This is a genomic window from Atribacteraceae bacterium (assembly GCA_035477455.1).
GTDB lineage: Bacteria > Atribacterota > Atribacteria > Atribacterales > Atribacteraceae > DATIKP01.
Genome location: DATIKP010000013.1, coordinates 1 through 13,221 on the forward strand (window position 1 = coordinate 1; position 13,221 = coordinate 13,221).

Annotated in this window: 12 protein-coding genes; 2 read left to right on the forward strand and 10 right to left on the reverse strand. The window is 52.4% G+C overall.

Annotated elements, in window-relative coordinates:
- Positions 1-616 precede the first annotated feature (616 nt).
- On the forward strand, positions 617-2,347 hold the full coding sequence (oadA, locus tag VLH40_00525) for a sodium-extruding oxaloacetate decarboxylase subunit alpha (protein HSV30494.1): 1,731 nt from the start codon (positions 617-619) through the stop codon (positions 2,345-2,347).
- Between the two features lie 10 nt (positions 2,348-2,357).
- A complete protein-coding gene (locus tag VLH40_00530) occupies positions 2,358-3,836 on the forward strand; it encodes an acetyl-CoA carboxylase biotin carboxylase subunit (protein ID HSV30495.1) in 1,479 nt (492 codons plus the stop codon).
- Between the two features lie 82 nt (positions 3,837-3,918).
- Here VLH40_00530 and VLH40_00535 read toward each other — a convergent pair whose 3' ends face one another.
- The 10 genes from VLH40_00535 to VLH40_00580 form a co-directional block, all read right to left on the reverse strand.
- Complete coding sequence (locus VLH40_00535) at positions 3,919-4,296, reverse strand: DnaJ domain-containing protein (GenBank protein HSV30496.1); 378 nt, start codon at positions 4,294-4,296, stop codon at positions 3,919-3,921.
- Between the two features lie 15 nt (positions 4,297-4,311).
- Positions 4,312-5,178: a protease modulator HflC gene (gene hflC, locus VLH40_00540; GenBank protein ID HSV30497.1), complete on the reverse strand. Its 867-nt coding sequence runs from the start codon at positions 5,176-5,178 to the stop codon at positions 4,312-4,314.
- Positions 5,175-6,143 (reverse strand): FtsH protease activity modulator HflK, encoded by a 969-nt coding sequence (gene hflK, locus VLH40_00545; GenBank protein ID HSV30498.1) that lies wholly within the window; start codon positions 6,141-6,143, stop codon positions 5,175-5,177. Before hflK ends, hflC begins: the two co-directional genes overlap by 4 nt.
- A 241-nt stretch (positions 6,144-6,384) precedes the next feature.
- Positions 6,385-6,567, reverse strand: a complete 183-nt coding sequence (locus VLH40_00550) for a hypothetical protein (GenBank protein ID HSV30499.1) — start codon at positions 6,565-6,567, stop codon at positions 6,385-6,387.
- Positions 6,568-6,762: 195 nt separating this feature from the next.
- Positions 6,763-7,425: an SOS response-associated peptidase gene (locus VLH40_00555; protein ID HSV30500.1), complete on the reverse strand. Its 663-nt coding sequence runs from the start codon at positions 7,423-7,425 to the stop codon at positions 6,763-6,765.
- An 86-nt stretch (positions 7,426-7,511) separates the two neighbouring features.
- Positions 7,512-8,894 (reverse strand): hypothetical protein, encoded by a 1,383-nt coding sequence (locus VLH40_00560; GenBank protein ID HSV30501.1) that lies wholly within the window; start codon positions 8,892-8,894, stop codon positions 7,512-7,514.
- Between the two features lie 28 nt (positions 8,895-8,922).
- The gene (locus VLH40_00565) at positions 8,923-10,101 is read right to left on the reverse strand and encodes a hypothetical protein (GenBank protein HSV30502.1); all 1,179 of its coding nucleotides are present in this window, start codon (positions 10,099-10,101) and stop codon (positions 8,923-8,925) included.
- A 645-nt stretch (positions 10,102-10,746) separates the two neighbouring features.
- Entirely contained in the window at positions 10,747-11,697 is a 951-nt protein-coding gene (locus VLH40_00570; GenBank protein ID HSV30503.1) for a 1-phosphofructokinase family hexose kinase, read from the reverse strand.
- 6 nt (positions 11,698-11,703) lie between these two features.
- Positions 11,704-13,044 (reverse strand): hypothetical protein, encoded by a 1,341-nt coding sequence (locus tag VLH40_00575; GenBank protein ID HSV30504.1) that lies wholly within the window; start codon positions 13,042-13,044, stop codon positions 11,704-11,706.
- On the reverse strand, positions 13,034-13,221 hold a 188-nt coding region (locus tag VLH40_00580; protein ID HSV30505.1), incomplete at its 5' end, for a hypothetical protein. The genes VLH40_00575 and VLH40_00580, both read right to left, overlap by 11 nt.

Consider the following 13,221-nt stretch of genomic DNA (forward strand, 5'->3'; position numbering starts at 1 on the left):
ATCCAACTGTTTTTCCAGGATATCGAACTCATTCATCATTTTTTTTTTTCACCCAGTAGATACTCTTTTATCTTTTCCTCTCCCTCTTAGGAGTCCTAAGGCCAGCGATCCGACAACAGATACAGGAAACGAGACCGTCCAGGATTTACGGTCGAACCAGGCATACAATGATGGATGTTCCGGGCGTGGAAATTGCCATGCTTCTTTGAGCAGGAAATTGGTATAAAAAGAAAGGAAGAAAAGATGCGGTCGTGAACACCCAGTCCAAAAAAGGCCGTGAAATCTGTTGAAAACTCAATAAAACGTTCATACCAGCCATGGTTCTCTCCTTTCTCCTCGCTTCCCTGGGTTTTTCCAATTACCGACTATTATATCGAATTCGGCGAGGTTCGCCAGAACTCGGGATTCCCTATGTAAATACGAAGTAAAAAGGGTAGAAGGGGGGCATTTTCATAGAGTCTTGACAGCCTATCTTCCCATTCCTTGCGAAACAGGGGAGATTTCAGTATAATTCGTCTAATTCGTTGTTTCTTGGGCTATTCAAGCCGCGCCTTGTGTTACACCTCAATACGAGAGCCCTGAATCGGCGTAAATCTGCTCTGGGAGGATAATGTTCATGGTTAAAATCATCGACACCACATTGCGGGATGCCCACCAATCCCTGATCGCCACCCGGATGCGAACCGAAGACATGCTTCCGATCCTCAATAAATTGGACGAGGTCGGTTTCTATTCACTGGAAGTTTGGGGCGGGGCGACTTTCGACTCCTCCATCCGATTTCTGGCTGAAGACCCTTGGGAACGCCTTCGGAAAATCCGTGCCGGCGTCAAAAAAACCAAACTACAGATGCTTCTGCGAGGCCAGAACCTCTTAGGATACCGTCACTATAGCGACGATATCGTGAAACGGTTTGTCCCCTTGTGTGTGAAAAACGGCATCGATATTATCCGGGTGTTCGACGCTCTCAACGATATCCGGAATATGGAACTGGCTATCCGTATGGCCAAAGACGCCGGCGCCGTGGTACAGGGGGGAATATCCTATACCACGAGTCCCGTCCATACCATAGAGAATTTCGTCGAGCTGGCGGTTCAGCTCAAGCGGTTGGGTTCCGACGTGATTTGCATCAAAGACATGTCAGGGATCATTTCACCCAAGGTTGCCTTTGAACTGGTCACCGCCCTGAAAAAAAACGTCAACCTCCCCGTCGACCTCCACACCCATTCGACGAGCGGGATGGGGATGCTGAGCTATTATGCCGCCTGCCAGGCCGGGGTAGACATTATCGATTGCGCTTTCTCGCCGTTTGCCGGTGGGACGTCCCAGCCACCGCTCGAGGCCATGGTGGCCGGACTCCAGAATACGCCCTATGACACGGGTATTAACCTGGAACAATTGCTGGACATAGGCTACTATTTTCTTAAGATCAAGGAAAAATACGTCTCATTGTGTAGTCCGGTCGCCGAACGGTCGGACGTCAGCGTCTTGATCCACCAAGTCCCCGGTGGTATGATTTCCAACCTGTATTCCCAGCTCAAAGAGCAAAAAGCTCTGGGCCGGTATAACGACGTCTTGAAAGAAGTACCCCGGGTCCGCGCAGATTTAGGGTATCCCCCGCTGGTCACCCCGACCAGCCAGATTGTGGGCATCCAGGCGGTACTCAATGTCCTCCAGGGTGAACGCTATAAAAAGGTTACCGAAGAAGTGAAAAACTACTGCCTTGGACTATACGGTAAGCCCTCCGCTCCGATCAATCCGGAAATTCTGAAAAAAGTCATCGGAGACCGTAAGCCGATCGATGTCCGGCCAGCCGATATTTTGGAACCCGAACTGGAAAAAATCCAGAAAGAAGCCGAGGAGCAAAAGGTCCCCATCAACTCTGAGGAAGACCTGATGATGTATGCCCTTTATCCACAGATTGCCGCCAAGCTCCTGCGTGGCGAAGCGGTCGCCGAAGAGCTGGTGTGCGAAATGAAACCATCCGCTGTGCCTGCGACAACTTCACTGGTATCCGATGAGTTCATCATTACGGTAGACGATGAGGAATTTAGGGTTAAAATCCGTCCGGCCATCGATGGCCGGGAAGCCAAGGAAGCGGTGCCGGAGTCTCCCCGCAAGCGCAAAGACATTCCCCAAGGAGCGGTGATTTCGCCCATGCAGGGTATGGTCGTTTCCCTGAAGAAAAATATCGGCGACCCGGTGCAGGTTGGCGAAACGCTGGTTGTTCTGGAGGCAATGAAGATGCAAAATGAAATCCATGCCGTTACCGAAGGTATCGTCAAAGAAGTGTATACCTTCGCCACCGAGATCGTCGACTCCGGCGATGTCCTGATGGTCATCGAGTGAGGAACGCCTGATGTTTAATAAGGTTCTAGTCGCCAATCGTTCGGAAATCGCGGTCCGGATCATGCGGGCCCTCCGTGAACTGGGAATCAAATCCGTCGCGATCCACTCCGATGTGGACGCCAACGCGCTGCATACCCGCTATGCCGATGAAGCCCATCCGCTGGGAGGGAACCATCCAAGAGAGAGCTATCTAAACATCAAAAAAATCATCCAGATCGCCCGAGAGGCTCAAGCAGAAGCCATACATCCCGGCTACGGATTTTTGGCTGAAAATCCGAACTTCGCCTTTGCCTGTGAAAAAGAAGGAATCACCTTTATCGGACCCTCCAGCCGGATAATCGAATTGATGGGCAATAAAATCGTGGCCCGCACAACGATGAAAAAAGCCGGTGTTCCGGTAGTCCCAGGGAGCGACGGCGAAATCCGGGACAATGAAGAAGCGCTCGCGATCGCAGAGACAATCGGTTACCCGGTTATCATCAAAGCCGCCGCCGGTGGTGGCGGAATCGGTATGAAAATCGCCGCCGGTCCGTATGAACTTTTGTCCGCCGTCGAACAGGCCAAGGCGACCGCCGGGTCGGCTTTTGGCGACCCTTCGGTGTTCATCGAGAAATATGTCACTGAACCCCGACACATCGAGTTTCAAATTCTCGCCGATGGTTTCGGCAACGTTGTTCACCTGGGCGAAAGGGAATGTACGATCCAGAGAAGACATCAGAAACTGCTCGAAGAGGCGCCATCGCCAATCATGACCGATGAGCTCCGCAACAAAGTCGGGGGTATCGTTACTGAGGCGGCAAAAACCATCGGGTACACCAACGCCGGAACTCTGGAGTTTATTTATTCGCAGGGCGATCTGTATTTCATGGAAATGAACACCCGTATCCAAGTGGAGCATCCGATCACTGAAATGATCACCGGTGTGGACATCGTTCGGGAACAAATTCTCATCGCCGCCGGAAACCCCCTGTCTTTCAGCCAGACCCAGGTTGTCTTCCGGGGTCACGCTATCGAATGTCGGATCAACGCCGAAGATCCGCTCAATCTCTTCGCTCCCTCACCGGAAAAGCTCCGGGGGTATCGTTCACCGGGTGGAATCGGTGTCCGGGTGGACTCCGGCGTCTTTACCTCGTATCGCATCCCCACCTATTACGACCCGATGATTTCCAAGTTGGTCGTCTGGGGAAGGAACCGGGAAGAAGCCATCAACCGGATGCAGCGAGCGCTTTATGAGTACATCATCATCGGTCCGAAAACCAATATTCCCTTCCACAAAGCGGTTTTGACCAGGCCGGATTTCCTGGCCGGGAAACTGACCACTCATTTCATTACCGAACAGAAGGGCCTCGTCCCGGAAATAGAACGGATTATTGTCGAAGAGAGGGCTTTGCAGCAAAAACTGGAAAAAATCTTCAATCAGGATCAAAAAAAGGCCGCTATCGCCGCTGCGGTAGGTACGGCAATCCAACAGGCTCGTAACCGTTCCTGACCGTTCCGGGGCAAGGCGATCAGGATCAGTCTCTGTCGCCTTGCCCCGGTGGTGATTTCAGAATAAAAAAGGGCAGAGATACCTATTTCCACAGTTTTACCGCCACCCATATGATCATGGCCAGGACCAGCATCAGCAATGCCGCTCTGATCCCCAGCTTGGCGGCCACTACGATGAACAGCACTAAACCGACAGGCACCACAAGTCGGCGCCATAACCCGCCGGATCCCAACCCTCCCCCGAACGTCATCCCTCTGGAGCGATCATAGGCCGCCCTCCTGACCGGATCAGAGAGTACCTCATAGGCCTCGTTGAGCCGCTTCATCTGATCGGCCGCATCCGGTGAGGTGTTCACATCTGGATGGTATTTCGCTGCCAGTCTACGGTAAGCCGCGCCGATCACTTCTCTATCCGCCTCGGTATGGACCTGAAGGGTGGCGTAATAGTCGGGCTTTGCCATGACCAGTTACCGCGCTCAGTCCACGGGTCGCGGACTCTGCAGAAATCTGAAGAGTTCGGAGTCGGCTCTCAGCACCAGCGTAGTTTCCCCTCCTAGGAACTCCTCGTATGCCTCCAGGCTCCTCACAAAGCCAAAGAACTCAGGGGCCTGCTCAAAGGCTGCGGCATATATTGCGACAGCTTTGGCATCTCCATCTCCCCTCAGTATCCTGCTTTCTTTCTCCGCTTGAGCCAGCAAAACCACTACCTCCCTGTCGGCGTCGGCCGTGATTTTTTTAGCCTCTTGCGCCCCTTCAGCCCGAGACTCCATGGCCATCCTTTCCCGTTCCGCTCTCATCCGGGCAAAAACAGCTTCCTGTACCCCTTCGGGAAGATCAACCCTTTTCATGCGAACATCTATTACTTCTATACCAAAGTCACGGCGGGTAATTCTGTCCGTATGGCGGCTGACGGTGTCCATAATCGGCTTTCTCTCGAGACGAATGATGTCCCAAAGGTTGTGTGCGGCAAGCTCTTCCCGCAATCTGGAGATAGCAATGCTATTTAACCTGAGCCTGGCACCATGCTCATCTCTTACCGCTTTATAGAATAGATGAGGATCTACAATTCTCCAGCGCGTGTAACTATCTACCATCAGCCTTTCTTTGTCCAAAGTAATAAACTCCGTCGCAGGGGCATCGGCCTCCAGCACCCTTCGTTCCATACGGATCACCGATTGAATGAATGGGATTTTGAAGTTCAACCCCGGCTCCTTGATCGTCCTTACATACTCGCCAAGTGCAAGGATAATCGCCTGTTTTCTCTCATCAATGGTGAATACCGCCTGAGAGAGTACTATCAGGGCCACCAGAACCAGCACGATAACTATCACTGCTTTTTTCATTCTTCACCCTCCGCTGGTTCCTCCAGCTCGATCAGATCCCCCAGGGGCAGAAAGGGCATCAGGTTGCCGCCGACCGCGGGATCGATAATGAAATTCTCGGTTTCAGCCAGAACACGCTCTATCGTCTCCAAGAACAACCTTTGGCGGGTCACTGCCGGCGCCTTCCGGTACTCTTCAAGAATCTTGCCAAACCGCGCCGCCTCACCTTCAGCCAGCGCTATCCTTTCGTCTCGGAAGGCGGTGGCCGCGTGTACCATCGCCGCCGCCTCTCCCCTGGCTCGGGGGACTACATCACGAGCATATCCTTCAGCTTCCCGGATAAGCCTTTCTCTGTCCGCCTTGGCCCGCACCACATTATAGAAGGCTTCCCGGACTTCATCGGGGGGATCTACTACCTGCAATTCCACTCCCACCACGTGCAGTCCAGTCAAATGACTATCCAACAGAAACTGTAGAAACTCCCAGGTCTCAGTTTCGACCTCAGGTCGACCCACAGTCATCGCATGATCAATGGTCATCTCTCCGATAGCGCTTCTAAGGGCGACCTCAGCGTTTACTTCCAGAGCCCGCTCAGGGGATTCAGCACGGAAGAGAAATTTTTCGGCGTCGACCACCTGATAAAGCACCAAAACCTGAACATCGGCTATGTTCTTGTCCCCAGTGAGCATTATCGCTTCATCTGGCACTCGCACGTGTCTTTCCGGCCTACCCGGCTGCTCTTCCACGGTCATGAAGCCGATCTCAGCCCGTCTTATCCCGGCCACATTGACCACATCGTGCGCCTGGATGGGCCAGGGCAGGCGATAGTTCAACCCAGGGCCGGTTTGGGATATAAATCTCCCAAATTGCCTCACCACCCCTAATGCGCCAGGGCCAACAGTATATATCCCACTTGCCAGCCAGATTGCCAGCACAATTCCGATTACCACTCCCACCACTTGCCTCATTTTGAGCAGCTTCCGCATTCCCTCACCTCCCCTCTGCCCCACTATCTTCTGCCAGATATCCCTCCATGCTGTCTGATCTCCTTCCGGCGTCGGCGGCCAACGCCCTCCTGGGTTTCCGGTCATTCCGGCACCTCCTTCCTTTCTCTTTTCCAACTACTCGCCTTCCTCGCACAAGTTACGTAACCAGAGAGGTTAAGCGATACTATCCGATGTATTTGTTCAACCCTTCCTGGGACAGGCCTTCATCTGCTCCGGCTGTCTATTCGGCTTCACTGGTAATATCGGACAGGTCGACTTCAACCCCGATCATTTCAATAAATGCTTCGGGCACGGCATAAAAAGCCACTGGGTTTGGAGGTTCAGTCGCAAAGCGCGTATTCTCTGAAACCAAGCTATGAGTAAAGAGGTAATTTCCAATCAGTACCAAAATAGTATTCCCCATTGCCTCCCCTGTCAAATTCTAAAAGGGAGGCAATGGCCTGTATGGTGAATTTGAAGAATGTTCATCGCGAATATTCAATCGCCGGATTTATTGTGGTTTAACAAAAGGCCATGTGGTTGTTTTCGAAAAGAACCAGGAGAATCTTGAAAAATGGTCCGGAACCAACCGGAGCAAATAACCCCGGCCTCATTGCTCCTATTGTCTGATAATGAGTTCCTTGCCATCGTTTTCCGGGCGATTGACCAGCCTTGACACCGGATAGGTCTCCATCTCCCCCTCCGGAAACGGACTACACAATCTCGCGTAGGTTTCCTGGTCGGCCCCGTTCCACAGCCAGGAATCGATGTCTGATGGTGATACGATCACCGGCATACGGTCGTGGATGGATCTCAGCAGGTTGTTTGGAGTCGTGGTCAGTATTGTGAACGTCTCAAGAGCCCCTTCGTTTCTTTCCCAATATTCCCAGAGACCGGCCAGGGAAAAAAGGCGGGAATTTTTCAGGATGCTGTAGTATGGCTGCTTGACTTTTCCTTCCCGCTTCCATTCATAAAACCCGCTGATCGGGACCAACGCCCGTCTTCGGAGAAAACTTGAGCGAAAAGCCGCTTTCTCCCGAACGGTTTCGCAACGGGCATTGATCAGACGGTTCCCAACAGACGGATCCTTAGCCCAGGATGGCACCAGTCCCCAGCGCATAAAACGTATCCGTTTACTCCCCCCGGCTCCTTCACTGACAACAACCGGAGCGATCTGACCGGGACTAATGTTGTAACGGGGCGTCAACTCTTCAGACATTTTCAAACCAAAGAGCTTTTCCACCTCACGTTTGCTCACCACTAAAGCAAAGCGTCCACACATGATGGGTATTATATCCGAAAAATCTTGGCCGGGGTGACCGCTCCGGTGGATTCAGGACAAAAAACACCATCGCTTTATCGGGCAAATTACGGGACAATCGCTTCGATGCCGGTTAACTCGCAGAAATCGACGAGGGCCGGAGCCAAGCCTGTACCGTAACCCAGACAGGCATACTCATTGGTCCAGGCCTGAATGAGTTTCTCCATATCTCCATGGGGGGTGACGAACCCGTGAGGCCAGAAAGGGATACCACATTCTTCACGACGCTTTTTCACCTGTTCGGCTGGTGGCTCAAAGATGGTTACCGGGCAGATGACCATCTGGAATCGGCCGTTCTCACGGCCTAGGCGGGCCAGAACACCCTCTCCGACTTTACAAACCAGCTGAACCGCCAGGCCACCCGCTTCTCCTTCGGTCGGCACTCCATGTTGGGAGAACCCGGCCGGGCCGACTTTTCCAGCCAGAGACGGCGGGATCGCCCCGTCGCCGATGATCTTGATCTCTTTTTTCCTCTTGTCAATGTGCTGAAGGTCTCCGTAATAAATCGGGTCATCACTCAAAGCGTTGAGAAGGTAAACAGTCAGGGCGGTGTTGAAATCACCCAGGGTGGCTGTGGCCTGCCTGTCTTCAAGCATCATGGATTGGGCGAAAGAGGTGGCACAGTAATCATCGCCCATTCCGGGGAAGGATTGGATGGTATAGAAATCCCAGCCTTCCTCTTTGATGATCTTTTTAATGGCCAGGTATAGGCGCAGTGACCGTTCGTTGGCGGTGTTATTTTCGGGAAGGGAGCCAAACAGTTCCCGCAGGCGGGGCTCCAGCGCTTTCAGTTCTTCAGGCCTAACCGCTTCGGCGGTCCGGATGAGGGTTGTCGTATCCCGGGAATCGATGTCGATTCCAAACTGACGCATCCATTGCGATGGATCGGCCGTTCCCACCGTTTGTCCCATGCCCCGGCCACCGAAGGTGCCTATGGTCGAGAGATTCAAGGCATTTTTGAGGTACGCGGCCCGGCAATAACTCACAACCCGGTTGACCTCCTCCGACTCATCCGCTCCACCGTATACGAACCGGTGCGGTATTCCGACCTCGCGAAGGGCCCCGTGCATAACCAGTCCACCCACCGGACGCCAACCCTGTGAACCAGGGTGAGTCCACAAACAAAGTCCTTTTCCGGTTAAAGCGAAGTCCCGAATTGCGCCGATCAAGTGAGCCGCCCATACCCAGGTCCCGGAGAAAAGGATGACACCGTCAACCGCATCGTTATCTTTCATGGTCTTCAAAGCGATCCGAGCTTCTTCTTTGGTGGCGATCACCGTATCGTGTTCCACGAGCCTGATCCCCTGCCGACGCAGGGCATCCTTGGAACGGGATATCACCGATTCATCTATCCAAAGTTTCCCCATCGGATCCAGCAAGCCGTCCTTATGCACTCCAAATACGATAAATCCTATGGTCGGCTGAATCATAAATACGATCCTCCTTTCAGTAAATCTCTCATTGACTACGGCATTGTTTCCAAGTATTGATCAAAACCTTGGTGTTTTTCCAGGCGTTTTCGGTATCTTCCCGTATGTTATCAACCGGAGAAAGGATAAATCCACCCCCTTTGCCTAACACTGTACAGGCATATAAAACTGCCTCTTCCGTTTCCTTTTCCGTACCCAGCTCCACAGTCAACGCTCCACTAACGCCACCCCACAATGCCCGGCCTTTTTCCCGGAAACGATGCTTCACGGTAGCAAGCTCGGTGCCCTTTCCCTCTACCGGGTCAAGACCGATCAAGACATCGACTCCACAATCCAAAATGGTATCGAGAATCGGGGTAAAGGCACTGGTGATGATGTATCCGAACAGTTTTCCAGCCTGGTGAACTAATTCAACCTCTCTGTGCAATAGCGGAGCGATCAGGGCGGCATAGGATTTCGGTGTCCAGAATTCGCAAGTCTCATACCAGCCGCGCCGCCAGATACAATCGGCAGCGGTCATTTCCAGGTAGAGTTCAATCTGCTTCAGGTTCCAGTCATGAATGATGGAAAGGTATTCACCAATAATAGCGGGACGGGTGAGAGAAAGTTCCATGATCGGGACATAGCCCGATAGCCAGGCCAGAGCGTCGGCTCCCATAACTCCATAATCAACCGTTGTCCCCGGCTCCGCGAGGGCCTGCCAGCCACCGATCTGGCAAAGTTGATGCTCCCGGGCAATCTCGTTTGATTCTTGGGCTTGACATCGTAAGGCCTCGATGTGTTCGTTGCGAAACGGTCCAAACAAATAACGCGCTTTCTCCAAATCCTGTTCTGGTTTGACCAAAAACTCTTCTGTGCGAGGGATTAGCCAATCGTCAAACAGTGGTAAATGTTCACAAGTGGGCCAGCCGTTTCTCTGAACGACGCGGGAACAAAGCGGTCCGGCAGGGGTATCGATCCGGCGGGAAAAAATTGTTTCATTACCCCGCCGTTCCTGCCAGTCATGAACCTGAGCTTGCGGGTGAAGACTATGTTTGAGGAGGCCTGCCGGCACATAAGCGTCCATTCCCAAGGTTAGCTGTTTCTCGACATATTCCCGCCGGGTGCGGGCCGTTCTCCAGAGATTGAAAAACAGCATAAAGCAACAGGGGATGTAGTCTGGCTGGCCGCCCCTCAGCGCCGTAAGCACTCTCTCGCGTGAAGTCAACGGATGCCTCCTGGCTTCACCTCTCTAAAAAGAATGGTACTCGGTTAACGGTGATGGGTAATCGGCGATGGGGGAAACCCCTTCATCGCTTCCTTCTTGACGCTTTCGGCCCTGCCGACCGGACAGTTCCATTGGATGAACCGGGAAATAATAGACATGGGTTGACAACTTAGTTAGTTCTATATACTATCTAACTATATCGGTTGTATTTTGTCAAGTACGGATTAATGATTCCACTGCAATAAGTAATTTTGCTGCAAAAGAACGAAGGAAGCCTGGGCCTGAGTTGCCTAAATCAGCCGCCGAAATCACCGCATTTTCGAAGTAAATATGCCAAGGATGGCCTTTTCAGCATCACTGTAACCGGACGTGGTCATTGATGCGTGCGAGAAAATGCCAGATGAGGCGGGGCTGATGGCAACGGGGCCTTGCTGAAATGAGTTTTTGCAGCAAAATCAAGTTTGCTATCATAGCCATAGAATCCAGGACAACGGGGGAATCCCGGTAATGGAGAATTCATCATCGGAAGCAAAAAGCCGACTGTGTCGGTTGGCAGGCCATCATTCAGCACGAAACTGACCATCGGGGCTGGCAAATTCATTGGTAAAAATCGGACCGGCCAATTCCCTCACGCCCCATTGATCCTTATCCACCAAGGAGTTCATCCAGATCCGCCATGACCGGTGTAAAAACTTTCACTTTTGAAAGAAGGCGTTCCACCTGGTCAACATCGACATGAGCGGCATCCCAAACCGCGGCATTGGCCGCCCCTGCCGCCACACCCCAGGCAAGCCATTCTCGGGGATCGCCGGTTTTTCCCTGGGTATGGAGAAAGGCTGCCAGAAATGCATCGCCCGACCCGACGGGATTGACCGTTTCCACGCGGGGAGGGAGGGCCGCCCATAAATCATGTTTCCCACTCAGGAGAACACCACGCTCTCCAAAAGTGACAATGCTCCATTCCACCCCCCCCTCCCGAAGCATCAGGAAAAAGGCTGTAAGGTCCTTCCATTCTTGCAGGGATCTCCTCCAGGTTTCTTCGGCTTCCGCAATATTCATTTTTACCAACCAGGGTTTAGCCTTCAAAGCCCGCATGAGAGGCTCTCCTCGGCCGTCGATCACTGTTTTTTTCCCGGGGATCGCTTCAAACAGCTTTTGATATAAATCCACCCGACAATTGGGCAGACTACCGCAAGCCACCACCATGTCGGATTCTTCGGCATACCGGACAAAAATATCGATGAGATCAGATGCTGCATCATTTGTAAGCAGGGGGGGTGGTTCAAAAAAGCTGGTTTGCCGCCAGCCAGCTTCTACCACAGTAGTCACCATCCGGGTGAGTCCAGGGATGTAATATGGCACGACCTGAATCCCCTCATTTTGTAAGAGTTCGCTGACCCGATCGCCGGTATAGCCGGCCAGGAGACAAAAATTTACCACTTCCCCTCCCAGACCCTTCAGAACTCGACACACATTCGATCCTTTTCCACCGGCTATTTCACGATATTCCCGAACCACAATCCGGTCACCGGATGCCAGCTGATTGACGAACAGGGTTTTGTCAATGCAGGGGTTCAGGGTCAAGGTCAGAATCACTTCCGATCACCGTCCCCGCATTAAAACTTGTGCGGAAGTCAACTGTCCAAGCCGGTTGATTGATTCCCGACTCGCAGGGGTTCCCTTTCCGATCTCCGAGTAAAAACGGTTTTTCTCTGACCTGGACCGGAAATGTCTTCGCGCCCAATCGCTCCCGTACCCTCTTCGGGAAGACAATTCAAGCACGCTATGTCCCCAGAGAACCCAGGCACTTTCAAAAAAATGCGGCGACAGTGAACATAGATAGGGAGAATCTAAATCGTCTACGAACTTTTGACCGTTCTTGTTCATCTCCGTCCCGACAAAAACGGGCATATGGTGATCCCGCGCCACTCCCACCATCCGGTGAAAATTGGCGACCTTTTGACGACGCTCCTCCTCGTCCGGCACATTCCAGTTCCGGTCGGGTACCATAAAGAACGACTCCACCCCATGATCCTGGCAAAACTCAAGGAGTTTGTTCGGGTCTTTTTCTCCGTTGCTGGTCCCGTCCAACCATGAAAAAGAAGGAATAGCCCCCATTTCTTCGATCAGGGCATTGACCGTTTCGATCCGTGGAAAATCACCTTCGCCTGCCTCAATATACGCCATTCCCCCATGCTTCAGCAGTTTCATCCGGACCAAGTCCGCCAGATCAGGCTGATTATTAAAAGCTTGTTCGATCGCTTTATGAGAAATCGCCAGTTTTCCCGACCAGTAGGCTATCCGATCATCGGAATTTGGGAAAACAGATTCCACCCGAAAAATCAGCGCCTGGATAATATGCCGTTCCGTTACATTTCCCGCCGGAGTCAGAGGTACGACGTCCCGGTCGAAATCCAGCATAACCGGACCAACAACGTTAATCCTGTCGATCACCTTACGGTTTCTGGCCTGTGCCGTTTCCCGAAGGATTGCAAGCGTCCGGAACGCTTCAGTCCCTGCTTGGGGAAGCCGGGTAAAGCCGTTCCCCATATAGTAGGCAACCCCTGGTTCCCGGGGAGAACTCAATTCCTCCGTACGGAACTCAGGAAGAAAGATGCGGGTTTCCATTCCTGCAACGACCGGTAATTCGGCTTCCAAGGCGCCCCAGAACAACTCCTCCACCGCATCCAACACATCGAAATCCACCCCTCCGGCCATGCCCAAGCCTTCCTTTTTGGCTCGCCAGACTATATGTAGCGGAGAATATCCCAGAGCATTGAAGGAAAAGAAGCTATGGTAATGCAGATTCATTCGGAAGGGATGGAGAGGAGGTGCAATATGACCGGCCCTCAATCGCTCCATCAGAGCAAGAAACGCCGTTTTTCTGTCATCCTCCGAGAAGTTATCCAACTGTTTTTCCAGGATATCGAACTCATTCATCATTTTTTTTCACCCAGTAGTTAAAAAGGCCATCCTTGGCCTTTTTGCTTCGAGATACTCTTTTATCTTTTCCTCTCCCTCTTGGGAGTCCTAAGGCCAGCGATCCGACAACAGATACAGGAAACGAAACCGTCCAGGATTTACGGTCGAATCCGGCATACAATGATGGATGTTCCGGGC